Raw genomic sequence first — 26,931 nt, 5'->3', positions numbered from 1 at the left:
TTGCAGAACGCACCGCACCTCCCGTGTCAACCATCTTCCTGGACGTCACACGCCTCCTCACACGCCTTTACGACGGCCTTTTACCCACTGGCGTCGATCGTGTCGGTCTGGCCTATATCCAAAAGTACGGCTCCCGGGCGCGCGCTGTCCTTAGCGAGCGCGGCGTTTCCACGGTGCTGACGGAGCGGGATTCCCAGCAGGTGTTCGCCTGGCTGCTCTCATCGATTCGCAATCGAAATGCCATCCGCGCTTTAGTTGTGCGCGCATGTATCAATCGCCTGCGAGAAAGCCGTTTTAATGGCGTGCTGTTCCATACCAGTCACAACGGGATGGAATTCGAGCGTTACTACCGCGCGATGTCAAAGCGCGAGATTCGCCCGGTCTTCATGGTTCACGACCTGATCCCGTTGACTCACGCCGAGTACTGCCGCCCCGGTGTCGACACGGCGCACCGGCTGCGCATGCATACCGCGCTAAAGCACGCGAGCGGTCTGATCGTGAATTCGCAGGCCACGCTCGACTCGCTCGCCGCCGAAGCACGTCACGTGAACCTGCCGCTTCCGCCGAGCGTCGTTGCCCATCTGGCCTCCGGTGTCACGCAGCGCCCGCTCGCCTCGCGCCCGCTTCCCGAGCCTTACTTCGTCATGCTCGGCACCATCGAGCCTCGCAAGAACCACTGGTTCATGCTGCACGTCTGGCGGCGGCTCGTTGAGCAGCTCGGCACTGCCGCACCGAGGCTCGTGGTCATCGGTCGGCGCGGTTGGGAATGCGAAAACGTCGTGGATATGCTCGAGCGGTGCGAGATCCTGCAGGACGTCGTGATCGAAGAGGCACACTGTTCCGACGACCGGCTTCATGCCTATCTTCAGCACGCTCAGGCGCTGCTGTTTCCATCGTTTGTCGAGGGTTACGGCATGCCGCTCGCCGAAGCGCTTGCGCTCAATGTGCCGGTCCTCGCCAGCAACCTTGACGTGTTTCACGAGATCGCCGACGACATTCCCGACTATCTCGACCCGCTCGACGGCCCCGGCTGGCTCGCGCGCATCCACGCCTACACGCAGGCGGACAGCCCTGAGCGCAGCGCGCAACTGAAGCGCATCGAGCGATTTCGCGAACCGACGTGGGCGGAGCATTTCGAACGCGTCGATCGTTTTCTCGAGACGCTGCGTTAAATGGCGCGCCCGGCCACCGACCTGCGCAGCATCACGCGTGGCTGGCGCTCGCTGAACTGGCTGGCTGGCCGCTCGGCACATCCGTGGATCGACCGTTGGCCCGGGCGTCTCGCCTTGCGCGCGTGTCGTCTCGCCGGAAAGCAGTTAAGCGTGGCCTGGCCCGGGCCGCTGTGGTCGCGCGGACCATCGGGCACGCCGATGCTGTCGTGGTTCGTCGCACCGGTGGCCAATGCAGGCGCTGATGCGTTTGCCATGCTGCTGAATTCATCAATCGAACACGCGCAAAACACCGACAACCCGGCGGAAATACAGCGGCTGATGCAACGTGTGCTCGATAGCCAGGCAGGCACGCTGCGCTGTCGGCAGACCGATTGTCCTGCTGCCTTGCTTGAACCGCGTACCGCCCCACGCGTCCTGCTGATCGACGAGCGCACACACTCGACGGGCCTCGGTGCAGCAGTGGCATGTCGCAATTCCCAACATGCCTTCACGCGCATGCTGAATATCGCGCGCACCGCGCATCCGGATGCCGAATTCTGGATCGGACAATCGGATGATTCGGGCTCGGGACGCTGGCTCTCGTCGTCGGTCAACGGTACAGCGTCGGATATAAAACAGCTCGGCGCTCACGAATCGTTGCATGCCGCCCTCCCTCACATCGACCACGTCTATACGCTCGGTGCATCCGAGGGCATGCACGCGCTCCTCGCTGGCATACCGGTACATGTATTCGGCGCGCCGTACTACGCGGGCTGGGGTCTCACCGACGACGATCTGCGCTTGCCCAACCGCACCGCGCGGCCCACGCTCGCGGCCTTGTTCGAGGCCGTTTTCGTGCGCTTCGCGCGCTACCTGAATCCCGCCACGCTCACGCCCGGTACGCTCGATGATCTGCTCGACAGCATCGAATTGCAGCACGCAGTTCAACGGCGCTTTGCGGATCTGCGGCACGTTGCGGGCATTCGGTTCCAGTGGTGGAAACGGCCATTCGCCACACCGTTCGTGACCGCAGGCGGCGCGGCATTGCGCTGGACGAATGAGCCGCAATCGCTACAGGCCAACGAATGTGCCGTGCTGTGGGGCGCGCGCAGCGCAGACGGTCTCGCACCCGAGGTTCGCCGCGTCCGGATCGAAGACGGCTTCTTTCATTCGACGGGTCTCGGCTCCGACATGATCGCGCCGCGCAGTCAGGTGATCGACCGCCGTGGCCTCTACTTCGACGCGAGCCAGCCCAGCGATTTGAGCGTGCTGCTCAACGAAACGCTCTTCGACGAATCCGAACTCGCGCGCGCCGCCGCGCTGCGCGATCGGGTCGTCGCACTCGGCGTGACCAAATACAACCTTGGGCGGCGCCGTCCCACCTGGGCCGCGCCCACCGGCAAACAGGTCGTGCTGGTGCCGGGCCAGGTCGCGGACGACGCGTCGATCCGCCTCGGCACACGCGCCATCGTCACCGCCGACGCGTTGCTGCGCGAAGTACGCAAGCTGCGCCCCGATGCATTCGTGGTCTACAAGCCGCATCCCGACGTGCTCTCAGGCAATCGCAACGGTTTGATCGATGCACAACAACTCGCAGACGTGGTCGATACGGAGGCGGATCTGTTGTCGCTCGTCGATGCCGCCGATGAAGTCCACACGCTATCGTCGCTCGCCGGTTTCGACGCTCTGCTGCGCGGCAAAGCGGTCTTCACCTACGGGCTGCCTTTCTACGCCGGCTGGGGCCTGACGCACGACGCGCTCGCGCCGCTGCCGTGGCGCGAGCGCACGCTGACGCTGGACATGCTGTGCGCGGGCGTGCTGCTGCGTTACCCGCTCTACTGGGAGTGGCGCACGCGTCTGTTCACGACGCCGGAAGCGGTCGTCGAGCAACTGGCGGTAAAGGCTGCCCGTCCGCTCGAACGAGTACGCGGCAATCGTATGCGACCGTTGCTCAAGGCATTCCGTTGGACCCGCAATGCGATCCGGCACGTGTCATGGCGTTACCGGAATAGCTCTACGCACCGGTCCTGACAAGCGCGTCGTTAGCGTTCGAAATAACGCGCCCGGTCAAGATCGGCAATCAAGCTTGTTGCTCGTCGTGCGAATGATGCTGTCCGCATGGAAGATGCTGCGTAGCACGGGTTGAATCGCGGATTGCATCGAATAGCACCGGCCAAACGTAACAGATTGTCAAACATCCGCATCGCGCGGCGCCTCGTCAGCCAGAATGGTTTCGATGTGTGCCCCGATTTTCCAGCCACCCTTGTGGCGCTTCTTCCGGATGAAACCACTCATGAATAAAACTGCAGCAGTCGCTCTATGCGCACTGAGTGCCACGGGATTGACTTTCCCGGGCCTCACGATGGCCGCCCAAACCGGCGGCATCGAAGTCGCGGTGCCAGCCTATGTCTTTCCCGGCGACCCTTTCCTCACGACGATGGAAGACCCGGTGAAGATGCCCGTACCGCCGTCTATCGTCATCGTGAACATCGCCAATGGCGACGCCGACGAATCCATTATCGACCACGATGCCGACCTCCTGCGAGCCAGGACTACTGCGAGCGGCGAGCACGTCAAGGTGATTGGTTATGTGCACACCACTCACGGCGCACGGTCCGTCGCGGATGTCGAAGCCAGTATCGACCGGTATCTTGCGCCGCGTAACGGCGCGGTTCATTACGACGGCATCTTCTTCGATGAAGGTATCGCCAGTTGCGGCCCGACCGCCGGTTCGATGCAATACCGCGACTACTACCGCACGTTGCGCGAATACGTCTGGTCGAAATTCCCCGCCAGCGCGCAGAGCCTTGCAGTGATCAACATCGGAACCGCCGTCAACGACTGCTACCTCGATCCTGCACATCGCGCGGCGGACGTGTTCGTGACGTTCGAAGATACCGCCGATCACTACATGACCAATGCCGTCGATGTCGGCTGGAAGTATGGCTGGGTCGGCGGCAATGTCATCGTCAACGGCGCATATGCGCTGGGCACGCAGTACGATTCGACGAGCTTCTGGCATCTGGTCTACAACACCAGCCAGGCCCGCTGGTCTTCCGTGCTCGATACAGCGCTTCAACGCTATGCAGGGTATGTCGATGCAACCGATGCGTACATGGTCGGAACCTCGCTCAACCCGTGGGCGCAAATGCCGAGCTATCTCAACTCGGAAGTCACCTACGCGAATACGTTAAGCCACAACTAGATGGATCGCGACAATTCCCTGCTCAACGCAACGTCGACGCGAAATCGTCGAGTTGCGTGATGCAGGTGTTCCAGCCATCGAAGAACCCAAGTGCCTCGTGGCGCTCGCGCGTCGCATTGTCCGGATGCATGACGCGCGCCTCGTAGCGACTGCCCTCGCCTTCGTCGGCCATCGTGATGATCCCGGTGAAACCGAGCCACGGCGTATTGGGCCGCCACTGCGCGGTGAGCATCGACGTGAACACGAGGCGTGCTTGCGGCACGATCTCGAGAAAGCAACCGGGGTTGTCGCTCGTGCCGCCATCGGGGCCGCGCATGTAGGTGTGGAATGCGCCGCCTGATCGCAGATCGAAAGCGAGCACTTCGGTGGTCCACGGTCGCGGGCACCACCATTCCTTGAGCAGGTCGGGTTCCGTCCAGGCGCGCCACAACGCGGTGCGCGGCGCGCGCAGCACGCGGGAGATGACGAGGTCGCTGGTTTCAGCGTGATCGGCGGGGTTTGCTGGCACGAGGTTGCTCCTCTTCATGAAGACGTTCGACGAAATCGACCATGCGGTCGGATCGCGCTTCCCATATGGCTCGCTGACCGGCTATCCATTGCTCGGCTTCCGACAATCTGCCTTGCATCAGCTCGCAGGTACGCGTGCGCCCTGCCTTTCGTGTCCGGATCAGGCCACTGCGCTCGAGCAACGAAACATGCTTCATGAACGACGGCAGCGCCATGTCGAACGGCGCCGCCAGCACGGATACCGCCTGCTCGCCCCGGCAGAGCGCACTGACGATCGCGCAACGAGTGGGATCGGAGAGTGCGTGGAAGATGTCGCTGACGCCAGCCTGATAGTTAGCCATACGGCTAACTATAGACTCAATGTGGTGGAAAGGAAAGCTGTGGGCGTCAGCGCGTGCTAGTTCTTCACTTCGCAAACAACGACGCCATATTCGCAAACGCCTTGATCTCGACCGCGTTACCCGACGGATCGAGGAAGAACATCGTCGCCTGTTCGCCGACTTCGCCCTTGAAGCGGATATGCGGCTCGATCACGAACGCGGTGTTCGCGGCCTTCAGCTTGTCCGCCAGCGTCTGCCACTGCGGCACCGACAGCACGACGCCGAAATGTCGCACCGGCACGGCATGGCCGTCGACCGCGTTCGTCGCGCGATGGCCCGCTTCTTCGGGCGCGAGATGCGCGACGATCTGGTGCCCGTAGAAATCGAAGTCCACCCACTCCGGCGAGCTGCGCCCTTCGGGGCAACCGAGCAGATCGCCGTAGAACTCGCGTGCAGCCGCAAGGCTGTGAACCGGAAACGCCAGATGGAACGGCGGAATGGTAGCGGTGGAATCGCTCATGTCGAAGATCCTGGTAGCGGTGGGGAGTGATCTGTAACTCCGGGCGGAGTCAATGACAGCCAGTTTATGTATGAACAAAATTGCTGAAAAGCGATATATTTTCAACCTGACCACCAACAAAATCGATGAATACACGATGCTCCGGGAACTCAAAACCTTCGTCGCCGTGGCGCAGCACGGCACCTTCGCTGCGGCTGGCGAGCGGATCGGGCTGACACAGTCGGCGGTCAGCGCGCAGATGCAGCGGCTCGAAAAGAACCTCGGTTTTGCGCTGTTCGATCGTACCGGCCGCTCGGCGACGCTCAACGACGCCGGCCGCGAAACGCTCGCCCTTGCTGACGATCTGTTGTCTTTGTACGCGCAGCTCGGTGGCCAGGCTACGCCCGCAGCCGAGCGCGGCGGCACGCTGACAGTCGGCGCAATCGCGTCCGTCCAGCCCACCTTCATGGCCGACGCACTGGCAAATTTTCGTCACGACTGGCCGGGCTGGCGGCTGCGCATCGTACCAGGCGTATCGCTGAACCTGCTCGGTCAGGTCGATGCCGGCGAACTCGATCTCGCCGTCATCATCAAGCCGCCGTTCTCGCTGCCGCCCGACCTAGAATGCCGGACGCTCGTCACGGAGCCGTTCGTGCTGCTCGTGCCCGCGCGGCTCGCACGCCGGCCGTGGCGGGAATTGCTCGCGTCCGAGCCGTTCATTCGTTATGACCGACGTTCGTTCGGCGGTGGTCAGGTCGATCGATTTCTGCGGCGGCTACGCGTGAACGTGTCCGAATCGATCGAACTCGACGAACTGCTGGGGATCGTGCAACTGGTGGCGCGCGGCGCGGGCGTCGCGCTCGTGCCGCTGGCGGCCGCGTTCGGTACGTTGCCGCGTACGGTCAAGGCGCTCGCGCTCGGTGGCGAGACGTTCGAGCGCGAGATCGTGCTGGTGGAGCGCAGGCGCCGTGCTACTGAAGCACCTGCGGCGCGGCTCGGCGAGTGCATCGCAGAGGCCGCGCAGGCGCTCGCCGGCAAAAATCGCCGGCGATAACACCCTGCCCAAAAATTGACGCCGTTACTTCGGCGAAAACTCGTGATGCCCGCCGAAGCCGAAGCGCATCGCCGAGAGCATGCGCTCGGCAAACGACTCGTCGTCACGCGAACGAAACCGCGTATACAACGCCGCCGACAACACCTGCGCCGGCACCGCCTCTTCGATCGCGGCTTCGATCGTCCAGCGCCCTTCGCCGCTGTCCGCCACTTCGGTCGAATAATTGCCGAGCGCACCGTCTTTCGCCAGCGCGCCGGCCGTGAGATCGAGCAACCACGACGACACGACACTGCCGCGTCGCCACACTTCGGCCACATCGGCGAGATCGAGGCTGAAGCGTTCGTTCTCGGGCAATTCCGTCGATGCCTTGTGCTTCAGGATGTCGAAGCCTTCCGCATAAGCCTGCATCAACCCGTACTCGATGCCGTTGTGGACCATCTTCACGAAGTGGCCCGAGCCGGTCGGCCCGGTGTGCATATAGCCGTTCTGCACGCGCGCATCGCGGCCTTCGCGGCCAGGCGTGAGCGGCACATTGCCGGCACCCGGCGCGAGCGTCGAGAGGATCGGATCGAGCCGGTGCACCACGTCCACTTCGCCGCCGATCATCATGCAGTAGCCGCGCTCGAGACCCCACACACCGCCCGACGTCCCAACGTCGACGTAGTGAATGCCCTTCTCCTTAAACCGCACCGCACGACGGATGTCGTCCTTGTAGAAGCTGTTGCCACCATCGATAACAACATCGTCAGGGCTCAGGATCGGGTACAGGTCGTTCAGCGTGTCTTCGGTGATCTTGCCAGCTGGCAGCATCAACCAGATCACGCGCGGCGTCGCCAGCCCCTTCACCAGGTTACCCAGGTCGCTTGAACCCGTTGCACCTTCTTTCACGAGCGCCTCGGTGGCTTCCGGGCTGTGATCGTAGACCACGCACGTATGCCCGTTGCGCATCAACCGACGGCCGATGTTCCCGCCCATCCGTCCCAATCCCACGATACCGATCTGCATAATGTCGCCTCCCTCGTTAACTGGATTGCCGAACCCGCGCGAGCTGCTGCTTCGCCGCTTCGTAGACGCGCTCCGGCGTAAAGCCGAACTTCGTTTGCAGCGCCTTCAGCGGCGCCGACGCGCCGAATGTATGCATCGCGATCAGCGAGCCAGTGCGGCCCACGTAGCGATCCCAACCGAGTACGCCTGCCTGTTCGACTGCAACCCGCGCGTCGACGGCGGCAGGCAGCACCGACTCTTTATACGCGTCATCCTGCTTCTCGAAGATGTCCCACGACGGCATCGACACGACGCGCGCCGCGATGCCTTCGCTCTTCAGCTTCTCATACGCGCCGACGCACAGCGACATTTCGCTGCCGGTGCCCATCAGGATCACTTCCGGTTTGCGGCCATCGGGCGCGTCCGCAAGCACATACGCGCCGCGCCGGACGCCACTGGCAGCCGCGTATTTCGTGCGGTCGAACGTGGGCAGCGCCTGGCGCGACACGACGATGCAGGCCGGCACGCGCGGGTTCGACAACGCGACGCGCCATGCTTCGGCAACTTCGTTCGCATCACCTGGGCGCAGCGTCGTGAGACCGGGCACTGCACGCAACGACGCGAGCTGTTCGATCGGCTGGTGCGTCGGACCGTCTTCGCCGACACCGATCGAGTCGTGTGTGAAGACGTAGACGACGTTGACTTCCATGATCGCGGACAGGCGGATCGGCGGCTTCATGTAGTCGCTGAAAATCAGGAACGTCGAGCCGTAGGGCCGCAGGTTCGACAGTGCGAGGCCGTTGGCAATCGAGCCCATCACATGCTCGCGAATCCCGAAGTGCAGGTTGCGTCCGGCGTAGTTGTCCGCTTCGAAACTGCCGGCGCCTTCGAACTTCATGTCGGTCTTCGTCGAAGGCGACAGGTCGGCGGATCCGCCGATCATCCACGGCAGGCGCTTCGCAATCGCGTTGAGCACCTTGCCCGACGAATCGCGCGAGGCGATGCCCTTTTCGTCCGCATCGAACGTCGGGATATCGGCGTCCCAGCCTTCGGGTAGCGTGTGCGCCTCGATTGCGCGGAATTCTTCGGCTAGCGCGGGGTACTTCGCGGCATAGGCTTCGAAAGACGCCTGCCATTGTTCGCGCGCCGCCTTGCCACGTGTGCCGATCCCCTGCTGGAAGTGCGCGTAGACGCCGTCCGGCACGAGAAAACTCGAATCTTCGGGCCAGCCGTAAAAGCGCTTGGCCAGCTTGATCTCTTCGACGCCGAGCGGTTCGCCGTGTGCCGCCGACGTGTCCTGCTTGTGCGGCGCGCCCCAGCCGATGATGCTGTGCACGACGATCAACGTCGGTTTGTCCGTATTCGCTTTGGCCTGCGTGAGCGCGGCGCCGAGTGCGGCGGCATCGTTGGCATCGGCGACATGCAGCGTGTTCCAGTGGTAGCCGCGAAAACGCGTTTCGACGTCGTCGCTGTACGCGAGATCGGTATGGCCTTCGATCGTGACGCGGTTGCTGTCGTAAATCCAGATCAGGTTCGACAGCTTCAGGTGTCCGGCAATCGATGCCGCTTCATGCGAAATGCCTTCCATCATGTCGCCGTCGCCGCACAGCGTATAGACGTGGTAGTCGAACAGCGTCGCATCGGGTTGATTGAAGTGCGACTCGTACCAGCGCGCAGCCATCGCCATGCCGACGCTATTGCCGAGCCCCTGGCCGAGCGGGCCGGTGGTCGTCTCGACGCCGGTGGTCATGCGGTATTCGGGGTGGCCGGGCGTCACGCTGTCGAGCTGGCGGAACTGCTTGATGTCATCGAGCGACACGGCGGGTGAGCCGTTCGGCCGACCGGCTTCGTCGACGGCCTGCACACCGGTCAGATGCAGCAGCGAATACAGCAGCATCGATGCGTGCCCAACCGACAGCACGAAGCGGTCGCGATTTGGCCACAGCGGTTCGGCCGGGTCGTAGCGCAGATGTTCCTGCCACAGGTGATAGCCGACTGGCGCGAGTGCCATCGGGGTGCCGGGATGGCCGGAGTTGGCCTTCTGTACTGCATCCATCGCGAGGGTGCGGATGGTGTCGATAGAAAGACGATCGAGATCGGTGGGTGGGTTCGGCATGCTGCAACTCCTTTGACGTCTTGTAACCGGGCGGCGCGACTGGATCGCGTCAGGACAAGCGGAGTAACCGAGCAAGTGTAATGCCATGTTCCGGAACGGGTGCGTAAACTGCGCACCGGCCTGCTCAGTGCAGCGGCAACCGGGTGGGCACGCCGTTCAGCGAGCGGCTTATTACCTGGAAGACTTCGCAAAACGGTCGAGCGGATGGAAAAACTTGCCGGTGCGCGGTTCAGTGTGAAAGCGCGCGATGTCGATCCTGTGTCAGCTTTCTGGCGGCTTGCAATGCGCGGCGCGGCGGCCAAAAGAAAAGCGCCCCGTGGGGCGCTTTCATACGCGGCAGCTGTGCGTGCGGCTAGAAGTTGAAGTTGTCGATATTGGTTGCGTCGAAGGTGGTGGGCGGTCCGAGGATCACCTCACCCTTCGGGCCGATGGTCCGCTTGCCGAGCTTGCCCGCATCGAACGATTCCCCTTCCTTGCCCGTGATCGTGCCCGACGCGAGACCCGCCGCGGCGTAGGCTGCCAGATAACCGAGTTGACCCGGGTCCCACAACTGGAACGCCTGCACGGTGCCGTTCTTGACGAACGCGCGCATCTGGTTCGGCGTGCCGAGCCCGGTCACGGCGACCTTGCCCTTGCTCGACGACGTCGAGATATAGCGGGCCGCCGCCGCGATGCCGACCGTCGTCGGCGAAACGATCGCCTTCAGGTTCGGATACGCCTGCAACAAACCTTGGGTCTCGACAAACGACTTCTGGTCGTCGTCGTTGCCGTACGCGATCTTCACGAGCTTGATCTTCGCGTACTCGGGCTTCTTCAGCTCCTCCTGCATCCACTTGATCCACGTGTTCTGGTTCGTCGCGTTCGGCGTCGCCGACAGGATCGCGAACTCGCCCTCGCCGCCCATCAGCTTCGAGACGAGCTGGATCTGGCCGCGGCCAATGCCTTCCGCGTTTGCCTGGTTGACGAAGATCTGACGGCCGTCGGCTGCGGTATCGGAATCGAACGTGACGACCTTGATGCCTTGCGACATCGCTTTCTTCAGGTACGGCACGACCGCGTTTTCATCGTTTGCGGCGATCACGATCGCGTTCTGCCGCTGCGTGATCAGCGTGTTGATGTACTGCACCTGCGACGACGCGCCTGCATCCGATGGCCCCACTACCTTGCCTTCGCCCTTGAACTCCTTGATCGCGGCGAGGCCGCCGTCGTCGGCGATCACCTCGTAGGGGTTGTTGATCTGCTTGGGCAGGAACGCGATTTTCAGGCCGTCCTTGATGCCGGCCGCCACGGCCGTTGTGCTCAGGCCGAGCAGCAGCGCACAGAGCGCCGCGCTGGCCGCCGCCGTGCCTATATGACGCAATGGTTTCAACATGAGTGTCTCCTCTTCCTGATAATCGGACGTGGGTCCGAAGTTGTGATGTCGTTACCTGCCGTGCTGCGTGTCGTGCTTCATGTCGTGCTCTATGTCGTACTATTCGGCGCCCTGCCAGCGTCGTTGCCCATCAAGTCGCCCCCGCGATAAACCGTCGGTCACGCCGCGCCCGCCAGCGTGCTGCCAGATTCGGAATCAGCACCGACGCGAGCAGCAACGCACCGGTCACGATCGTCAGCACTTCGCTCGATACATCGACGAGCGTCAGCGCATTGCGCAACACACCGACGATCAGCAGCGACAGCAGCACACCGACCATCGATCCACGTCCGCCGAAGATGCTCACGCCGCCGAACAGCACCGCCGCAATCACGGACAGTTCGAAGCCCTCGCCGTTGTCGCCACGCGCACTCGTAAAACGCAGCGTATAAACGATGCCAGCCAGCGCGCTGACCGTGCCCGACAGCACGAAGAGGCGCAGCCGCGCTTTCGCGACATCGATACCGGAGAACGCCGCGGCCGTCGGATTCGCGCCGATCGCGAAGAGACTGCGACCAAACGCGGTGGCCTGCAGCAGCACGGTAAACACCACCGCGCAAACGATCACGATCACGAACGGCAGTGGAATAAACGTTGCGCCAAGTGCATTCATGCCGAACGCGGTATAGCCCGGCGGAAAGTCAGCGACGGCCTGATCGCCGAGCAGCACATAGGCAAGCCCGCGAAACAACGCGAGCGTGCCGATCGTCACCGCAAGCGACGGCAGGTTCAGCTTGACGATCACGAGCCCGTTCAACAGACCTGCAAGCGCGCCCGCCACCAGTACTAGCGCGATCACAAGCGGCATCGGCAGGCCCATGTGCCAGAGCACGCCCATCAGCGCGCTCGATGCACCGAGTACCGACGCAACCGACAGGTCGATGTCGGCGGCGACGATGATGAGTGTCATCGGCAGCGCCATCAGTGCGACTTCAGTCAGATCGGCCAGCACGTTGCCGAGATTCGCGCCGCTCAGAAACTCCGGCGACAACACGCGCCCGAGCACCAGCGACAAAACGAACAGCACTACCAGCAACGTTTCCCAACGCAACGGGACCGTCGGTTTGCGCGTACTCAATGCGGAATCGGGTTTAGCCATGATCGCGTTTTCTCATCATGCGTTTTGCCACCGAGCGGGCCAGCAGCGTATCGGCGGCGATCGCGACGACGATCAACGCCCCTTCGATCGCCTGCTCCCAGAATGGCGAGACGTGCAGCACCACGAGCGCAATGCTGATCACGCCGAGCACCAGTGCGCCGAGCGTCGCGCCGAGTATCGTGCCGACGCCGCCGGTAATCGCGACGCTGCCCACCACCGCTGCTGCTACGACCTGCAGTTCGATACCCTTTGCGGTGCTCGCATCGACGGTGCCGAAGCGTGCGAGCCACAGCGCGCCCGCGAAGCCCGCGATCGCACCGGAGATCAGAAAGCCGGTCATCACGCGACGCTCGACGGCGACACCTGCCAGCCGTGCCGCTTCGGGGTTCGAGCCGATCGCGTAGTGTTCGCGGCCGCCGCGAAACTGCTTCAGGTACACGGAGAGTCCGGCCAGCACGACGGCCGCAATCAATGCGAGCGTCGGGATGCCGAGTAGCCGGCCGGTCGCGAGACGCGAGAATGCTTCGGGCAGACTCGTCGCGTTGATCTGTCCGCCGTGTACCCATGCGTAGTCGGCGCCGCGAAAGATGTAGAGCGTCGACAGCGTCGCGACCAGCGACGGCACCCGGCCAATCGCCACCAGCACAGCGTTGATCGCTCCCGCGAGCAAACCGATCGCAAGCCCTGCGCCGAGCGCGACGACAACCGGCATATGTGGAAACGCGACGTACAGGCTACCCACTGCATAAGCGCTCACGCCGACCGTCGAACCCACCGACAGATCGATGTGCCGCATCAGGATCACCACCGTCATGCCGGCGGTGAGCAGACTGATGATCGACACGTTCAGCAGAACATCGCGCAGGTTCTGCAGATTCAAGAACTGTGGACGTGCGAGCGCGGTGCCCGCCACCAGCAGGATCAGCACGACGAAGAGCGTCGTTTCGCGGCTCTGCGCAAGTGCAGCGACGAAACCACCGCGCGGCCGGACGCGCACCGGGTTATCGGCACGCAGATCCACGGGGCGAGTGGTCGATTCGCGCATCATGCCGCGTGTCCCAGATGAACCCCGGACTGCCCAAGCGCCGCGCTCATGATCCGCTCTTCGCTCGCGTCCACCCGTGCGATCTCTGCACTGATGCGCCCTTCATGCATCACGAGGATGCGGTCGGCCATGCCGAGCACTTCGGGCAGCTCGCTCGATATCATCAGCACGGCCATACCCTCGCGCACCAGTTCGGCGAGCGCGCCATACACTTCCGCTTTCGCGCCAACATCAATGCCGCGCGTCGGTTCGTCGATGATCAGCACCTGCGGATGCGTCGCGAGCCACTTGCCGAGCACGACCTTCTGCTGGTTGCCGCCCGACAGCGTGCCGACCGGGGCGGCAGGATCGTCGGCTTTGAGTTGCAGGCGTTTGCCCCAGCGGGTCGCCAGCTCCGTTTCGCTTCGCGCGGAGATCAGGCCGAATCGCACGAGCCTGCCGAGCACCGTCATCGATGCGTTGCGTGCAATGCTCAGTTCGAGCGCGAGACCCTGCTGCCTGCGGTCTTCGGGTACCAGCGCAAGACCTGCCTGCACCGCGGCAGCCGGACGTCCCGGCGCGAGCCGTTTGCCTGCGATACGGATATCGCCCGCATCGAGCGGATCGATACCGAAGATCGCACGCGCAACCTCGCTGCGCCCCGCACCGACCAGACCTGCGAGCGCAACGATTTCGCCCGCGCGCACGTCGAACGACACGTCCTTGAACACACCGATTCGCGTGAGCCCGCGCACGGCCAGACGCACATCGCCAGGTACGACGTCGGCTTTCGGATAAAACGTCTCGAGATCGCGCCCGACCATCTTCGCGACGATCGCGGCCGTGTCAAGATCGGCGGTCGGCGCGTCGAACACCTTTGCACCGTCGCGCATGATCGTCACGTGTTGCGTGAGCGTGAACACCTCGTCGAGCCGGTGCGTGATGAACAGAATCGCGACATCGCGCTCGCGCAGCTTGCGCACGATCGCAAACAACCGCTCCACTTCGGGCAGCGACAGCGCGGCAGTCGGCTCGTCCATGATCAGCACGTTCGCGTTCAGCGACAGCGCCTTGGCGATCTCGATCACCTGCTGGTCGGCAATCGACAGACCGCGCACCAGCCGGTCCGCATGCAGATCGACGCCGAGCGACACGAGCAGCGCATCGACCTCGCGATGCATCGTGTCGTAGCGAATCCGGCCGAGCCGATCTACCGGCTGCCGGCCCATATAGATGTTTTCGGCAATCGACAGATCGAAGAACAACGTCGGTTCCTGATAGATCACGGCGATGCCTGCATCGCGCGCCTGCGCGGGGCTTGCGAATTCGCGCAACTGCCCGTCGATACGCAACTCCCCCGTGTCCGCGCGATGCACACCGGCAAGGATTTTCACGAGCGTCGATTTGCCCGCACCGTTCTCGCCGAGCAGCGCATGTACTTCGCCGCTGCGCAGCACGAGTTCGCCGTCCGCGAGCGCACGCACGCGGCCGAACGACTTGCTCGCGTGAGTTAATTCCAGCCGCGGGACGGCGGTGGTCGGTTCCTGCACAGACTTGTCTCCTTCTTAGAGCGACGCTGATACATCGCACTTCTCTTGTGAGTTTTCTTGCTACTGCTTCAGATGCGGTAAATCCGTTCGGCGTTATGCCTGAACAAGGCCGCGCGCTCCGTCTCACTCGCTCCCGCGACGATCGCGGCATACGCATGCCACAGCGCGGGATACGAGCCAAACAACCGGTCGACGGGAAAATTCGATGCAAACATCGCTCGCTCGACACCAAAGGCATCGAGCGTTTCGAGCACGTAAGGTCGCAGGCTCTCGACGGTCCAGTAGTGATCGAACATCGCAAGCCCGCTGATCTTCACCGCGACGTTCGGGCACGCGGCCAGCATGCGCAGCCCGTCGCGCCACGCGCGATACCCCGCCACGCTGTCGCGATCGACGAACATGCCCGCATGATTGAGGACGAACTGCGTGTCCGGATGCGCGCGGGCCAGCGCCGCGGCTTCATCCATCTGCGACGGATACACCTGCAGATCAAACGACAAGTCATACCGGCGCAGCAGTGCAAAACGCTCCTGCCACAACGGTTCGCGCATGAAATGCCGGCCCACGTAGTCGAACAGCTTCTCGCGATGCACGTTGAGAATCTGCCGCACGCCACGCGTATTCGCGAACGACGCGTGCGCTTCGAGCACCGCCGGTGCGTCGGGCGCCGCGAGGTCGATCCCCGCGACGATGGCGTTCGGCATGCCGCGCGAACCGTCGGCATCGGCGGTCTGCTGCAGCCAGCGCGTCTCTTCGACCGGATCGGCGGGATCGTGATTCGCCTCGACGTGTACGACCTTCAGCACCTCGATGTCCTGCGCCTCCGCCAGCAGATGATCGAGCAGATAGTCGTGCTGCAACTCGCGCGCATCGCCGACGAACGACACGCCGGGCTTCTCGAGCCACGGGTAACGGTGCGTACGCAGGTCCCACAGATGAATATGCGGATCGACCACTTGCATGAAGCGCGCTCCTTTGGTGTCGGTTCAGCGGGTTAGCGGTTGCCGCGCGGGAAGCTCGAATACCGGCACGAGCGGTTGCTGGAACGGCGTGCGATCGTGTGCGGTCTGCATGATGTCGGCCATCATGTCCCACCATTTGCGCATCACGGGCAGATCGGGCAACGCGTCCATCGTGTGGTGATCGGTGCGCGTCAGGACCGCAAACAACGCGCCGCTGGCTTCATCGAGGAAGATGCGGTAATCGTGCACACCCGCTTCGTGCAGCGCATCGACCAGTTCGGGCCAGATCTCGCGATGCCGTCGTGCGTACTCTTCGCGCATGCCGGGGTTGAGCGCCATCCGGAAAGCGATCGTCTCCATGCGAACCTGTCTCCGTTCATGCTCCTGCGCCTTATAGACGAAGCGTCTGGAGCGACTATAATTCCGCGGTCGATAGCGTCTCAATCCGTTGTTGGGATTGGGCGATCCAGAAACCGAATCGCACAGGTCCCATGAACCGACAAGCCGCCACGGTCGCTCTCGTCAATCGCCTCAAGTTCAAGCACCTTGCGCTGCTGGTCGCGCTCGACGACACCCGCAACGTCCATCAAGCCGCCGACACCATCAATGTCGCGCAACCGAGTGCGAGCCGCATGCTCGGCGACATCGAAGAAGCATTCGGCTTCCTGCTGTTCGAACGCAACGCCCGCGGCATGCAGCCCACGCCGCTCGGCGTCGTCACGCTCGCGTATGCGCGGCGCGCGCTCGCGGAACTCACGCGTTTTGCCGAAGACCTCGACGTCAAGCGCCGCGGCGGTCACGGCCAGCTGACGGTCGGCGCGATCATGGGCGCGGCGCCCGATCTGCTCGCGATGGCCGTCGCCTCGCTGAAAACAGAACGGCCGCTGCTCAACGTGCGGATACTCGGCGAAACCAGCGACCAGGTCGTGCAGTTGCTGCATCGCCGCGAGGTCGACCTCGCGCTCGGCCGCCTTACTTCGCCGCTGCAACACAACGATTTCAGCTTCGAGCCGCTGGCACGCGAAACGCTTGTGCTGGTGGTACGCGTACGGCATCCGCTCATTGCTCGCAGCAACGTCGCGCTGCACGAGCTGATGGACTGGCCGTGGGTCGCGCAACCGATCACCAGCCCCGCGCGCGTGCTGTTCGAAGAAGAACTCGCGCGTGCCGGGCTCGCCACGCCGGTCAATCTCACCGAGTGCGCGTCGATCTTCGCGACGCTGCAATTGCTCGAAAATTTCGATGCGATCGCGATGCTGCCGGAATCGGTCGTGCGCGACCATGTGCGCGGCAAACTCCTCGTCGCGCTGCCGATCGAAATCGGCAAGAGCCTGCCCGGCTTCGGCATCCTCACGCGCAAGGGCGAACCGCTCGCGGAACCGGCCGAACATTTCGTCGGGTTGCTGCGGCGTTTTTCGCAGCCGTTCGATACCGAGCACGGCGCACCGCTTGTGCATACGCCGGCTCATTGAGCGATTCATCAACGTGGTCACTGCAGGTTGACGAACAAACCGCCATCGACGAGCAACGCCGCACCCGTCACATAGCGCGCCTTGTCCGAGGCGAGGAACACGACGCAATCGGCGACATCTTCGGGCGCGCCCAGGCGACCCAGTGGAATGCGTTTCTCGAAGTACGCTTTCTTGGTTTCATCGGCGAGGTCTTCGGCGTTGAGGTCGGTGGCAATCGTGCCTGGCATCACCGAGTTGCAGCGAATGCCGTACGGCCCCAGTGCGATTGCGCACGACTGCATCAACGAATGAACGCCCGCCTTGGTCGGCGTGTAATGCGTCTGCATACCGCCGCCCACCAGCGCGCTGATCGAACTGGTCGCGACAATCGCGCCGCCGTGGCCCTGCTCCTTCATCTGCCGCGCGGCCGCTTGGGTCACGTAGAACGCACCGTTCAGATTCACACCGACCGTGCGCTCGAGTACCGACGGCGGCATGTCGAGAAACGCGTGGAACGGGCAGATGCCCGCATTGCTCGCGAGCACATCGACCTTGCCGAATGCTTCGACGGTCTGGCGCACCAGATCCACGCCGGTCTGCGGCGCGGCGACGTTGCCTTCCACCGCGATGGCACGGCGGCCGAGCCGCTCGATCTCGCCGATCACGTCGGTAATCGCGGAACGGCGGCCGTACGATGCGTCGTTGTCGCCCCAGTAGTTGATCGCGACGTCCGCGCCTTCGGCTGCGCACGCCACGGCAATCGCGCGACCGATGCCGCGCGAACCGCCTGTCACGATGACCGTCTTGTCCTTGAGCAGCACGGGGATTCTCCTGATCGTTGATTGCCGTTGGCTGTGCAGTCAGTGCTGATACGGCCTGACTAACGCGCAGTCCGGGTTGAGCCGCACGCCGAAGCCCGGCGTTTCGGGCACTTTCATCCGCCCGTTCACCGGCACCGGTTCGTCGAGCAACAACGGTGTGAACATCGGCACGACTTCGTCGGCCTTCGGCGCCATCATCAGAAACTCGGCGAACGGCGAGTTATGCCGCGTCACGACGAAGTGATAGCTGTACACCGACGAGCCATGCGGTATCACCATCACGTTGTGCGCATCGGCCAACGCAGAGATACGGATCAGCTCGGTGATACCGCCGCACCAGCCCACATCGGGCTGGATGAAATCGCAGCATTCCATTTCGAGCAGCATCCGGAAGCCCCAGCGCGTTGCCTCATGCTCACCGGTCGACACCAGCATGCCGCGCGGCACGTTGCGGCGCAGTTCGGCGTAGCCCCAGTAATCGTCGGGCGGCAGGCATTCTTCGATCCACTTCAGACCGTACTCGTGCGTGGACTGTGCGAGACGCGTCGCGTAACGCACGTCGAGGCTCATCCAGCAGTCGTACATCAGCCAGAAGTCGTCGCCGACACGACTGCGCATGTCCGCGAGCTTCTCGATGTTTTTCCGGAAGCCTTCTTCGCCTTCCGCAGGGCCATGCTGCAACGGCAGCTTGCCGCCGATAAAACCCATCTCTTTCGCAAGATCCGGCCGTGCGCCGGTTGCGTAGAACGTCAGCTCGTCGCGCACCGGGCCGCCGAGCAACTGGAACACCGGCTCTTTGCGAACCTTCGCGAGCAGATCCCATAGTGCGAGATCGACACCGGAAATCGTATTCAGCACGACGCCCTTGCGTCCGTAGTAGAGCGTCGCGAAGTACATCTGATCCCACATCTTTTCGATGTCGGTGACGAGCTGGCCTTCGAGAAACCGCGCCAGGTGCTTCTCGACGATGAACGCGCCGATCTCGCCGCCCGTCGTCACGGCGAAGCCGACCGTGCCATCGCTTGCCTCGATCTCGACGACGAGCGTGCCGAGCACGTTGATACCGAACGACTGACGGCTCTGCCGGTACTCGGGGTAACGCGCCATCGGCGTAGCAATGTGGTCGTCGATCCAGTGACCGCCGGGCTGATCGTGATAGTCGGCGCCGCCGCCGCGAACGATGAAGGCACGCACGTGCCGGATGGTAGGCATGGCCATGTCGATGAGCTCCTGAACTTCGTTATGTTGCTTGAGGCTGTCGCCACTGCACGGCGGCGCCCTGTTCAATACGTGTCTGCTAGCGGGCGCGCTGTGCCCGGTGTGAAAGCGCGACTTGCGGCCCCGCGCGACGATCGTGTGCAAACACGCCGATCAGCAACGCAGCCAGCAGGCTCGCACCACCAAGCACGACCAGCCCCGCCGAAGTCGATTGCCAGGCACGTTCGGCGACGGTGCGCAGCGTCGGCGCGATAAACCCACCGAGTCCACCGAGCGAGTTGATCAATGCGATGCCGCCCGCGGCAGCCGCGCCGGTCAGGTAGCGCGTGGGCAAGGTCCAGAACAGCGGTTGCGCGGCGATGAATCCGCTGGCCGCGCAGCACAGCGCAAGCAACCCGAGCACCGGACTGTGTGCCAGCCCCGACGCACCGATGCCCAACCCGGCCACGATCAGCAGCACGACCGCCCAACTGCGATGGCTACCCGCCTGGTCCGCACACCGCGGCACCCACCAGGTCACTGCCACCGCACATAGCCACGGCAACGCGGCGACCAGCCCGACGCGCAGGCCGATTTTCGTGCCAAGCAGCGCTGCAACCTGCTGCGGCAGATAGAAGATCACGCCATACACACTGATCTGTATCAGCAGATAGATTGCCGACAACGTCAGCACACGCCGGTCGAACAACGCAGCAAGCACGCTCTGCGGACCATGTGCCGCGGCCTGGTTCGCGTCGTCGGCGAGTGCGGCGCGCAGCGTGTCGCGTTGCATAGCGTCGAGCCAACGTGCTTCATCGGGACGATTGTCGAGATACCAGAACGCCCACACGCCAACCGCCGACGCCAGTCCGCCCTCGATCAGAAACAGCCATTGCCAGCCGGCAAGACCGAGCGCGCCATGCAGATCGAGCAACAACCCCGACAACGGACTACCGAAGATAAACGCGAGCGGCGCGCCGAAATAGAACACCCCGACCGCCCGGCCACGCGCGGACTGCGGAAACCAGTGCGTCAGGTAATAGATGATGCCGGGGAAGAAACCGGCCTCGGCAACACCGAGCAGAAAGCGCAGCCAGTAGAACATCGCGGGGCTCTGCGCAAACGCCATCGCCGCAGAGACGATGCCCCACGTGACCATGATCCGGCACATCCAGATCCGTGCGCCCACGCGATGCAATAGCAGGTTGCTCGGCACCTCGAACAGCGCATAACCGACGAAGAACACGCCCGCACCGAACGCGAATGCCGCATCCGACAAGCCGGTATCGTGCTGGAGCGCTTTCTGCGCGAAGCCGATGTTTGCGCGGTCGAGAAACGCCAGTACATACATCAGCAGCAGAAACGGCAGCAGGCGCCGCATGACGGTGTTAACAGCCGCTTCCAGCGAAGCGTGTGAAGCAACCGGTTGCGCGTTCATCGAGTCTCCTGAAGCCGACCGGCCGCGAGCCGGTGCGAAGTACCTTGCCGCATACGTCCAGCGCTCAATACGTCGCGCGACCGCCCGACAGATCGAACACGGCGCCGGTACTGAACGCGCAGTCTTCAGAAGATAACCACAGGATCAGCGACGCGGCCTCGTCGGGAAGCAGAAAACGGTTCATGGGGATTTTCGACAGCATGTAGTCGATGTGTTCCTGCGCCATCGAATCGAAGATTTCGGTTTTCGCGGCGGCCGGTGTCACGGCATTAACGAGAATGTTGCTGGTGGCGAGTTCCTTGCCAAGCGATTTCGTCAGGCCGATCAGGCCGGCCTTCGACGCACTGTAGTGCGAGGCGTTCGGATTGCCCTCCTTGCCCGCCACCGACGCAATGTTGACGATGCGCCCGTAGCCCTGCTTGAGCATCTGCGGAACCACCGCGCGGCAGGTCAGGTACGGGCCGATCAGGTTGACGTCGATCACGCGGCGCCAGATGTCCGGTGCGAGTTCCCAGGTCTTGCCGTTGCCGCCGGTGATGCCCGCGCAATTGATCAGCACATCGATCGCGTGATGCCGCGCAACGGTTTTGCTCGTCGCATCGGCGACCGACTGCTCGTCGGTCAACTCGACTGCTACCGACGATACGTCGCCGAGTTCCGCCAACTCCCGTTCACTCTTCGCGAGCCGGTCGGCGTCGACGTCCCATAGCGAAACCGCCGCTCCCGAGCGCAAGGCGCGCTGTGCGACCGCGTAGCCGATACCGCGCGCGCCACCGGTGATAACGACGACGCGGCGCTCCAGATCGATCTGGTTCATGGTGTCTCCTGCATTGGAATGGTTCGTATGCCGGCCAATATACGGGCCGTTCGATACGGTAACAATCCGGGTATCGGATGGAGCGATAACAAAAGCGGATTGCGCTGCGGCCACCGAAGCTGGCGGCAGCGCGTTCGGGCGAGGCGAAAGGGTTTGAAGCGCCGCTGGCTGGGCGCCATGAGGCGAGAGGTGTTACTTGCGAGGCCGAGCACGCCGCGAGCCCGTTGCCGGCGCCGTAGCGGACCACGCTTTCAGCAACGCCCGCGTCTGGCCACGTATCGCCGAGACGATCAGCTGGCGTTTTTCCATGTCGAACGCAGGCCATCCGAGCAGGGCCAGCACCGCACACGGCTTGAGATGAAACATCACGACCTGCCCGTACAGGCTGAGGGCGCGGATCGTCGTCACAGGATCGTCAGTGGCCGTGCCGGTAATCCTGGCGATCAATTTCGCCGTCACCGCATGAAGCGGATCGCAGATGTGCAGGCGCACGATTTCTGGCGCGACCGCCGGATCATGGCCGAGCGGTGCGTCCGCAAAGAACAGCCGGCGGCTCGCGTTCGGCACCCTGAAGAGGCAATCGCCGAGCGTTTCGTGCAGACGGATAAACACATCGATCAGCGCATCGACGCGCGCGTTGCCGTCGAGCAGGCGCGTCGCCTGATCCACGACGGGCGCGAGCCGCGCCCATGCGCAGGCGGCGATCTGCTCCGCCGACGCGCGATAGACCCCTTCCTTGTTCTCGAAGTAATACTGGAGCGCCGGCGTGTTGACGCCCGCCCGCGCGGCGATATCGCGAGTCGACGTCCGCTCGTAACCGTATTCGCCGAACAGATCGATGGCAGCCTCGACGATCCGTCGCCGCGTCGCTTCTCCGCGCGTGGATCGTTTGGTTCGCAGGCGTATCGTCATCACCGTCGTCGTCATCGTCACAGCGGGCCTCGATCTACATCGCCGTGTGCGGGAAGCGCGTCAGGACTTCACGTCTTCCTGCTGCTGCCATCCGCCGCCGAGCGCCTTGTAGAGCGTGACGACATCCGTGGTCAGCGTCAGCGTGCTCTGGATGAATTGCTGACGTTGCTGCGCGAGCGTGTTCTCGGCGGTCAGCACATCGATAAACGTCGACACGCCGCTCTTGTACTGGTTTGTCGCGAGCGCAAGCGCCTTCGTCTCGGCGGACACGGTTTTCTCGAGCGCCTGATGACGGCGCAATTCCGCGCGATACGCCGACAACGCGTTGTCGACGTCTTGCAGCGCTTCAAGGACGGTCTTCCGGTAGCTCAGCGCCGCTTCCGCCTGGTCGGCTTTCGCCAGTTTGAGGTTGGCCCGAAGCTGGCCGCCCTGGAAGATCGGCAGCGAGATAGACGGACCGAACGAGTAGAAATTGTTCGCCCACTTCGTCAGATCGCCGGGCTTCGTGCTTTCCTGCCCCACCTGGCCGGTCAGCGAAATGTCCGGATAGAACTGCGCCACCGCCACACCCACCTGGGCAGTCTGCCGATGCAACTGCGCTTCCGCGACCCGGATATCCGGACGGCGACGCGCGAGGCTCGACGGCAAGCCAACCGGCACCTGCGGAGGCGGTGGCGGGATCGGCGTGGCGGTTGCAAGCTCGGCGTCGAGTGCGCCGGGCGCCTCGCCGAGCAGCACGGCGAGCCCGTTCAGGCTCGCGGCGATCTGCTGGTCGTATTGCGCCAGCGACGCTTCGAGCGTACCGACCGCCGAGGTCGCGCTTTCCACATCGAGATCGGTGACCAGCCCTTTCGCAGCACGCTCGCGGGTCAGTTCGAGAATTTGCTGTTCGGCGACGAGATCGGCCTGAGCGGTATCGCGGCTCGCCTGGGCAGCACGTAGTTGCGCGTAGGTCTGCGCCACTTCGGCCTGCAACGTGACGAGCGCATCGTCGCGATTGCCGATCGCAGCCACCGTGGACGCATTCGCTGCCTCGACCGAGCGCCGCACCCGGCCGAACAGATCGAGTTCCCAGGAAGCATCGAGCGAGCCCTGATAGATGTTGACCGGTTTGGTCAGCGAGTCGATCAGTCCGGCCAGGCCCGGATTGCCGCCCGGCGGCGCCGTGGAGCCCGTACTGGCGAGCCCCTGGCCGACATCCTCATGGGTGTACGACGCACTGGCGCTGAGCGTCGGCAGGCCCGCTGCTGCCGCCGAGCGTTCGCTCGCGCGCGCTTCGGCAATCCGGACCACGGCGATCTGCACATCGAGATTGCCGCGTGTCGCCCGGTCGATCAGCGACGTCAGCGTTGCATCGTTGAAGCTGCGCCACCATTGCGGGTCGGGGTCCGCTTCTGCGGTCACACGCGTCTCGCCCGACAGAGCCGACTGCGTAGCGAGCGCATCGTGCCAGGTGGCCGGTGTGTTCGCCTCCGGTGCCTTGAAATCCGGGCCCACTGTGCAGGCGCCAAGCAAAACCGCACTCGCGGCGAGAGGCAGTAGAAATTTCGCGGTGGTCATAGGTGGCCTCCTTCGCCAGCGGGACTGCCGCCCGCTTTCGATTTCGAGAACAGGAAGGTAAAGGGAATCGCGAGGAACGCGAGGACAGCGCAGATCGCGAACACATCCGTGTACGAAAGCAACTGGGCCTGGGCGATCAACTGCTGGTACAGGTGGCCAACGGCGCCCTGCTGGGCAAGGTCGCGCGGCACGCCCGATGCCTGGAGCGTGCGCGCTGTACTCGCGACGGTGTCGATATAGGGCTGCGAATACGGTGTCTGGTGTTCGCCCAGATAGGCCATCCGCACCTGACTGCGCGTCGTGATCAGCGCCGTCGACAGCGAAATGCCGATCGAGCCCGCGATATTGCGGAACATCGTAAAGAGCGCCGCGGCATCGCCGTTCAGCCGGCGTGGCAGCGTCAGATACGTGATCGTCGAAATCGGCACGAATAGGAACGCCAGCCCACTCGTCTGGAACACGCGCATGAGGACGAGTGTCCGGAAGTCGAGATCGGGCGTGAGCTGGTGCGAATAGAAGAACGCGCAGCCCAGCAACGCAAACCCGAATGCAATCACGTAACGCGTCTGCACCAGCGGCAGAATCTTGCTGACGAGAATGATCAATCCGATCAGCGCGACCGCACCCGGCACCAGGATCAGGCCGGCCAGCGTCGCGGTATAGCCGAGCAGTTGCTGCGAGAGTTGCGGCAACAGCACGGCACTCGAATAGAGAATCACCGCCATCGCAAAGATCATCAGACTGCCGACCGCGAAGTTGCGATCGGCCAGCACGCGCAGATCGACGATCGGCTTTTTGGTGTACAGCAACCAGAAGACCGCACCGACGATACCGGTGACGGCAAACGCGGCCATTACGCAGATCAGCGGCGAGCTGAACCAGTCATCGGTTTCGCCGCGATCGAGGAAAATCTGCAGCGCGCCGAGACCGAGAATGATCAGGCCAAGGCCGACGTAGTCGAGATCGGCTTTGCGGCGTTCGTCGCGCATCGACGGCGGATCGCGCACGAGCGCCATCACGCAGAAGAACGTGATGATGCCGACCGGAATGTTGATGAGGAAAATCCAGCGCCAGCTGTAGTTGTCGGTGATCCAGCCGCCCAGCGCCGGCCCGATGACCGGTGCCACGACCGTCGCGAGTGCGGTCACGCCGAAGGCCTGGGCGCGCTTGGCTGGCGGGAATGTATCGAGGATGATCGACTGCTGGTTCGGTTGCAGACCACCGCCGAAAAAACCCTGCAACAGCCGGAAGATGATGATCTGCGGCAGGCTCGTCGAGATACCGCACAGAAACGAGCAGACCGTGAACATCGCGATGCAGATCAGGAAGTAGCGCTTGCGGCCGAGCAGCCGCGTCAGGTAGCCCGAGATTGTCAGCACGATGCCGTTGGACACCAGATACGACGTGAGCGTCCATGTGCTCTCGTCGGTACTCGCCGACATCGTCCCCGCGATATGCGGCAGCGCCACGTTGACGATGGTCGTATCGAGCACTTCCATGAAGGCCGCGAGCGTCACGACGATGGCGATGAGCCAGGGGTTGGCTCCATCACGCGACTGCGGCACAGCTACGGCCCCGGCGCTGCTCATTGCAGATCCACTTCGGGATCGACCGACGCACCGAGCGGCAACGGCAGATTCGCATCGAGACCGCTATCGATGACGATCTTCACCGGAATGCGCTGAACGATCTTCACGAAATTGCCGGTCGCGTTCTCGGCCGGAAAGGCGCTAAAACGCGAACCAGTGCCCTGCTGGATGCTGTCGATATGCCCTTTCAGCCGGAGTTGCCCGTACGCATCGACGCGGATCGACACCTTCTGGCCGACGCGCATCCGGCTGAGCTGGTTCTCCTTGAAGTTCGCGGTGATCCAGACATCGGGTGAAACGAGCGAGAACAGCGATTGCCCTGCCTGTACATAACTGCCGAGCTGCACGTTGCGCAGCGTCACCCAGCCGTCCTGCGGCGCGCGGATTTCCGTGTACGAGAGATTCAGTTGAGCCGCTTCGAGTTGCGCCTGCGCCTGTCGCACCTGCGCACTGGCCTGGTCGACCTGGGCCTGCGACTGCGCAACCGTCTCGGGCACGAGCTTCGCGATATCGACCTGCGCCTGATTGTTGGTCAGCGTCGCTGCGGCGGAGCGCAACTGCGCGCTGGCCTGGTCACGTGCCGCCTGGGTCGTGGCGCGGGCATCGAGGGTAGTTTGCCGGCGGTCGTCGGCGGCTGCGAGCACCTGGTTCGCCGAGGCCTGCGCGACCTGGGCTTTGGCCTGGACCAGTTTGGCCGGTGCGCTGACTCGCGTGACCGTCAGGTTGGCCTGGGCATTTTCGAGTTGCGCGCGGGCCACTTCGAGCGAGGCTTGCGCCTGGTCGCGCGCGGCAAGGTAGTCGCGCGGGTCGATCTTGATCAGCAGATCGCCGGCCTTGACGCGCTGGTTGTCGCGAATCGCCAGCGTGACGACGTAGCCCGCCACCTTGGGCGCTACAGTCACGGCGTTGCCGTCGACCTGGGCGTCATCGGTCGTTTCGGTATTGCGGGTGCTGAAGTAATACCAGCCGCCGACAACGACCAGAATGCACGCGATGACGATAACGATGAAAAGTCGTTTGCCGCCCGGTTTGCGCCCCGGCGATGTGCCGTTGCCCGGTGCGCCGGACTCGTTCGGCGCGGCTGGGTTGGCGGCCTGCCCGCCTGCTTCGGTGTGATCTGTAGCCATCTGGAGAGCCGTTGATTACGATCGCCAGATGCTGCGCTCCCGGTAATTTTTTGTCAAATTCAAATTTGAAATTTATTTATGCGCCGGGTGACCCCGGTACAGGCGTGCGAGCGCGGCAACCGTCACCGGCTATCCGG

Annotated in this window: 24 protein-coding genes; 5 read left to right on the top strand and 19 right to left on the bottom strand. The window is 63.5% G+C overall.

All coding sequences use genetic code 11. From position 1 onward, the window contains the following. The first annotated feature begins 23 nt into the window (after window positions 1-23). From BWP39_RS19580 to BWP39_RS19570, 3 genes are all read left to right on the top strand, one after another. The gene (locus BWP39_RS19580) at window positions 24-1,172 is read left to right on the top strand and encodes a glycosyltransferase family 4 protein (protein ID WP_096723200.1); all 1,149 of its coding nucleotides are present in this window, start codon (window positions 24-26) and stop codon (window positions 1,170-1,172) included. Further along, window positions 1,173-3,182 (top strand): capsular polysaccharide biosynthesis protein, encoded by a 2,010-nt coding sequence (locus tag BWP39_RS19575; protein ID WP_096723198.1) that lies wholly within the window; start codon window positions 1,173-1,175, stop codon window positions 3,180-3,182. 262 nt (window positions 3,183-3,444) lie between these two features. Continuing rightward, entirely contained in the window at window positions 3,445-4,356 is a 912-nt protein-coding gene (locus BWP39_RS19570) for a spherulation-specific family 4 protein (protein WP_157915159.1), read from the top strand. Between the two features lie 22 nt (window positions 4,357-4,378). Here the strand turns inward: BWP39_RS19570 and BWP39_RS19565 are convergent, their stop codons facing one another. The 3 genes from BWP39_RS19565 to BWP39_RS19555 form a co-directional block, all read right to left on the bottom strand. After that, complete coding sequence (locus BWP39_RS19565; RefSeq protein ID WP_207556971.1) at window positions 4,379-4,882, bottom strand: SRPBCC family protein; 504 nt, start codon at window positions 4,880-4,882, stop codon at window positions 4,379-4,381. Next, window positions 4,836-5,204, bottom strand: coding sequence for an ArsR/SmtB family transcription factor (locus BWP39_RS19560; protein ID WP_096723191.1), 369 nt, complete (start codon window positions 5,202-5,204; stop codon window positions 4,836-4,838). Before BWP39_RS19560 ends, BWP39_RS19565 begins: the two co-directional genes overlap by 47 nt. 64 nt (window positions 5,205-5,268) lie before the next feature. After that, on the bottom strand, window positions 5,269-5,703 hold the full coding sequence (locus BWP39_RS19555) for a VOC family protein (RefSeq protein ID WP_096723189.1): 435 nt from the start codon (window positions 5,701-5,703) through the stop codon (window positions 5,269-5,271). Window positions 5,704-5,839: 136 nt separating this feature from the next. On the opposite strand from BWP39_RS19555, the gene BWP39_RS19550 reads away from it, so the two are divergent. Continuing rightward, entirely contained in the window at window positions 5,840-6,736 is an 897-nt protein-coding gene (locus tag BWP39_RS19550) for a LysR family transcriptional regulator (RefSeq protein ID WP_096726042.1), read from the top strand. 24 nt (window positions 6,737-6,760) lie between these two features. Here the strand turns inward: BWP39_RS19550 and gnd are convergent, their stop codons facing one another. The 8 genes from gnd to BWP39_RS19510 all read right to left on the bottom strand — a co-directional run bounded on the left by gnd (window position 6,761) and on the right by BWP39_RS19510 (window position 16,242). Then, window positions 6,761-7,741, bottom strand: coding sequence for a phosphogluconate dehydrogenase (NAD(+)-dependent, decarboxylating) (gene gnd, locus BWP39_RS19545; protein WP_096723187.1), 981 nt, complete (start codon window positions 7,739-7,741; stop codon window positions 6,761-6,763). A gap of 16 nt (window positions 7,742-7,757) precedes the next feature. Further along, on the bottom strand, window positions 7,758-9,836 hold the full coding sequence (gene tkt, locus BWP39_RS19540) for a transketolase (RefSeq protein WP_096723185.1): 2,079 nt from the start codon (window positions 9,834-9,836) through the stop codon (window positions 7,758-7,760). Window positions 9,837-10,188: 352 nt separating this feature from the next. Continuing rightward, the gene (gene rhaS, locus BWP39_RS19535; RefSeq protein ID WP_096723183.1) at window positions 10,189-11,208 is read right to left on the bottom strand and encodes a rhamnose ABC transporter substrate-binding protein; all 1,020 of its coding nucleotides are present in this window, start codon (window positions 11,206-11,208) and stop codon (window positions 10,189-10,191) included. A gap of 130 nt (window positions 11,209-11,338) precedes the next feature. Then, on the bottom strand, window positions 11,339-12,346 hold the full coding sequence (locus tag BWP39_RS19530; RefSeq protein ID WP_096723181.1) for an ABC transporter permease: 1,008 nt from the start codon (window positions 12,344-12,346) through the stop codon (window positions 11,339-11,341). Beyond that, the gene (locus BWP39_RS19525) at window positions 12,339-13,394 is read right to left on the bottom strand and encodes an ABC transporter permease (RefSeq protein WP_096723179.1); all 1,056 of its coding nucleotides are present in this window, start codon (window positions 13,392-13,394) and stop codon (window positions 12,339-12,341) included. The genes BWP39_RS19530 and BWP39_RS19525 overlap by 8 nt, the downstream gene beginning before the upstream one ends. After that, window positions 13,391-14,920, bottom strand: coding sequence for a sugar ABC transporter ATP-binding protein (locus BWP39_RS19520; RefSeq protein WP_096723177.1), 1,530 nt, complete (start codon window positions 14,918-14,920; stop codon window positions 13,391-13,393). Before BWP39_RS19520 ends, BWP39_RS19525 begins: the two co-directional genes overlap by 4 nt. A gap of 68 nt (window positions 14,921-14,988) precedes the next feature. After that, window positions 14,989-15,882, bottom strand: coding sequence for an amidohydrolase family protein (locus BWP39_RS19515; RefSeq protein ID WP_096723175.1), 894 nt, complete (start codon window positions 15,880-15,882; stop codon window positions 14,989-14,991). Window positions 15,883-15,906: 24 nt separating this feature from the next. Beyond that, window positions 15,907-16,242: an L-rhamnose mutarotase gene (locus tag BWP39_RS19510; RefSeq protein ID WP_096723173.1), complete on the bottom strand. Its 336-nt coding sequence runs from the start codon at window positions 16,240-16,242 to the stop codon at window positions 15,907-15,909. 131 nt (window positions 16,243-16,373) lie between these two features. Between BWP39_RS19510 and BWP39_RS19505 the strand changes: the two genes are divergently transcribed. After that, complete coding sequence (locus tag BWP39_RS19505) at window positions 16,374-17,354, top strand: LysR family transcriptional regulator (RefSeq protein WP_096723171.1); 981 nt, start codon at window positions 16,374-16,376, stop codon at window positions 17,352-17,354. Between the two features lie 17 nt (window positions 17,355-17,371). Here the strand turns inward: BWP39_RS19505 and BWP39_RS19500 are convergent, their stop codons facing one another. The 8 genes from BWP39_RS19500 to BWP39_RS19465 all read right to left on the bottom strand — a co-directional run bounded on the left by BWP39_RS19500 (window position 17,372) and on the right by BWP39_RS19465 (window position 26,794). Next, window positions 17,372-18,154 carry an SDR family NAD(P)-dependent oxidoreductase gene (locus BWP39_RS19500; RefSeq protein ID WP_096723169.1) on the bottom strand — a complete coding sequence of 261 codons (783 nt, stop codon included), beginning with the start codon at window positions 18,152-18,154 and terminating at the stop codon, window positions 17,372-17,374. A 39-nt stretch (window positions 18,155-18,193) separates the two neighbouring features. Next, window positions 18,194-19,372 (bottom strand): L-rhamnonate dehydratase, encoded by a 1,179-nt coding sequence (gene rhmD, locus BWP39_RS19495; RefSeq protein ID WP_096726041.1) that lies wholly within the window; start codon window positions 19,370-19,372, stop codon window positions 18,194-18,196. A gap of 79 nt (window positions 19,373-19,451) precedes the next feature. Continuing rightward, on the bottom strand, window positions 19,452-20,789 hold the full coding sequence (locus BWP39_RS19490) for an MFS transporter (protein ID WP_096723167.1): 1,338 nt from the start codon (window positions 20,787-20,789) through the stop codon (window positions 19,452-19,454). A 64-nt stretch (window positions 20,790-20,853) separates the two neighbouring features. After that, a complete protein-coding gene (locus tag BWP39_RS19485; RefSeq protein ID WP_096723165.1) occupies window positions 20,854-21,606 on the bottom strand; it encodes an SDR family NAD(P)-dependent oxidoreductase in 753 nt (250 codons plus the stop codon). A gap of 192 nt (window positions 21,607-21,798) precedes the next feature. Further along, complete coding sequence (locus BWP39_RS19480; RefSeq protein ID WP_096723163.1) at window positions 21,799-22,533, bottom strand: CerR family C-terminal domain-containing protein; 735 nt, start codon at window positions 22,531-22,533, stop codon at window positions 21,799-21,801. 45 nt (window positions 22,534-22,578) lie between these two features. After that, entirely contained in the window at window positions 22,579-24,078 is a 1,500-nt protein-coding gene (locus BWP39_RS19475) for an efflux transporter outer membrane subunit (protein WP_096723161.1), read from the bottom strand. Then, window positions 24,075-25,667, bottom strand: coding sequence for a DHA2 family efflux MFS transporter permease subunit (locus BWP39_RS19470; RefSeq protein WP_096723159.1), 1,593 nt, complete (start codon window positions 25,665-25,667; stop codon window positions 24,075-24,077). The genes BWP39_RS19475 and BWP39_RS19470 overlap by 4 nt, the downstream gene beginning before the upstream one ends. After that, entirely contained in the window at window positions 25,664-26,794 is a 1,131-nt protein-coding gene (locus tag BWP39_RS19465; RefSeq protein WP_096723157.1) for an HlyD family secretion protein, read from the bottom strand. Before BWP39_RS19465 ends, BWP39_RS19470 begins: the two co-directional genes overlap by 4 nt. Window positions 26,795-26,931: the final 137 nt, after the last annotated feature.

The sequence above is a fragment of the Paraburkholderia acidicola genome (assembly GCF_002362315.1).
Classification (GTDB): Bacteria; Pseudomonadota; Gammaproteobacteria; order Burkholderiales; family Burkholderiaceae; genus Paraburkholderia; species Paraburkholderia acidicola.
Note: the sequence above shows the minus strand (reverse complement) of the source record. Positions and strands in the feature narration are given on the sequence as shown.

Coding starts and splice junctions, on each gene's coding strand:
- BWP39_RS19560 (WP_096723191.1), bottom strand. CDS start 5,204: ATGGCTAACTATCAGGCTGGCGTCAGCGACATCTTCCACGCACTCTCC.
- BWP39_RS19475 (WP_096723161.1), bottom strand. CDS start 24,078: ATGACCACCGCGAAATTTCTACTGCCTCTCGCCGCGAGTGCGGTTTTG.
- BWP39_RS19465 (WP_096723157.1), bottom strand. CDS start 26,794: ATGGCTACAGATCACACCGAAGCAGGCGGGCAGGCCGCCAACCCAGCC.
- gnd (WP_096723187.1), bottom strand. CDS start 7,741: ATGCAGATCGGTATCGTGGGATTGGGACGGATGGGCGGGAACATCGGC.
- BWP39_RS19530 (WP_096723181.1), bottom strand. CDS start 12,346: ATGGCTAAACCCGATTCCGCATTGAGTACGCGCAAACCGACGGTCCCG.
- BWP39_RS19550 (WP_096726042.1), top strand. CDS start 5,840: ATGCTCCGGGAACTCAAAACCTTCGTCGCCGTGGCGCAGCACGGCACC.
- BWP39_RS19555 (WP_096723189.1), bottom strand. CDS start 5,703: ATGAGCGATTCCACCGCTACCATTCCGCCGTTCCATCTGGCGTTTCCG.
- BWP39_RS19575 (WP_096723198.1), top strand. CDS start 1,173: ATGGCGCGCCCGGCCACCGACCTGCGCAGCATCACGCGTGGCTGGCGC.
- BWP39_RS19510 (WP_096723173.1), bottom strand. CDS start 16,242: ATGGAGACGATCGCTTTCCGGATGGCGCTCAACCCCGGCATGCGCGAA.
- rhmD (WP_096726041.1), bottom strand. CDS start 19,372: ATGGCCATGCCTACCATCCGGCACGTGCGTGCCTTCATCGTTCGCGGC.
- BWP39_RS19570 (WP_157915159.1), top strand. CDS start 3,445: ATGAATAAAACTGCAGCAGTCGCTCTATGCGCACTGAGTGCCACGGGA.
- BWP39_RS19565 (WP_207556971.1), bottom strand. CDS start 4,882: ATGAAGAGGAGCAACCTCGTGCCAGCAAACCCCGCCGATCACGCTGAA.
- BWP39_RS19470 (WP_096723159.1), bottom strand. CDS start 25,667: ATGAGCAGCGCCGGGGCCGTAGCTGTGCCGCAGTCGCGTGATGGAGCC.
- BWP39_RS19505 (WP_096723171.1), top strand. CDS start 16,374: ATGAACCGACAAGCCGCCACGGTCGCTCTCGTCAATCGCCTCAAGTTC.
- BWP39_RS19485 (WP_096723165.1), bottom strand. CDS start 21,606: ATGAACCAGATCGATCTGGAGCGCCGCGTCGTCGTTATCACCGGTGGC.
- BWP39_RS19515 (WP_096723175.1), bottom strand. CDS start 15,882: ATGCAAGTGGTCGATCCGCATATTCATCTGTGGGACCTGCGTACGCAC.
- BWP39_RS19525 (WP_096723179.1), bottom strand. CDS start 13,394: ATGATGCGCGAATCGACCACTCGCCCCGTGGATCTGCGTGCCGATAAC.
- tkt (WP_096723185.1), bottom strand. CDS start 9,836: ATGCCGAACCCACCCACCGATCTCGATCGTCTTTCTATCGACACCATC.
- BWP39_RS19480 (WP_096723163.1), bottom strand. CDS start 22,533: ATGACGACGACGGTGATGACGATACGCCTGCGAACCAAACGATCCACG.
- rhaS (WP_096723183.1), bottom strand. CDS start 11,208: ATGTTGAAACCATTGCGTCATATAGGCACGGCGGCGGCCAGCGCGGCG.
- BWP39_RS19490 (WP_096723167.1), bottom strand. CDS start 20,789: ATGAACGCGCAACCGGTTGCTTCACACGCTTCGCTGGAAGCGGCTGTT.